The sequence below is a fragment of the Mesorhizobium sp. M8A.F.Ca.ET.208.01.1.1 genome (assembly GCF_004791315.1).
Classification (GTDB): domain Bacteria; phylum Pseudomonadota; class Alphaproteobacteria; order Rhizobiales; family Rhizobiaceae; genus Mesorhizobium.
Genome location: NZ_SRUT01000258.1, coordinates 1 through 314, shown reverse-complemented (window position 1 = coordinate 314; position 314 = coordinate 1). Strand labels below are relative to the sequence as shown.

At 65.9% G+C, this 314-nt stretch carries 1 protein-coding gene; it reads right to left on the bottom strand.

All coding sequences use genetic code 11. The annotated features are described in order from the left end of the window. Positions 1 to 273, bottom strand: a 273-nt coding sequence (locus EN851_RS35195; RefSeq protein WP_189587360.1) for an NAD(P)H-dependent oxidoreductase subunit E, incomplete at its 3' end; no start/stop codon positions are given. Positions 274 to 314 lie beyond the last annotated feature (41 nt).

Sequence of the window (314 nt, the reverse complement as noted above, 5' to 3'; positions counted from 1 at the left end):
CGACTGGCAGGCTTCCGCCTGGCAGAGCTTCAGCACATGCCGGCCGGCCGGCTGGCCGCGGAAATCGTGATAGAAGCTGACCACGCCGTGCACTTCGGCCCTGGAGAGGTTCAGCCCGTCGGCGATGACCGGCAGCGCGTCCTTCGGAACGTGCCCGAACTCTTCCTGTATGCTGTGCAGGATCGGCAGCAGCGGGCCTTCGAGGCCCTTCATCTCGTCAATGATCGCCGCGGTGCGCGACGCGATCTCTGTACTTGCGGCCTGCATGGTCACGCAGCGCCCTCCCTGGGTCGTGGCGGCCTGATGTATGTCAC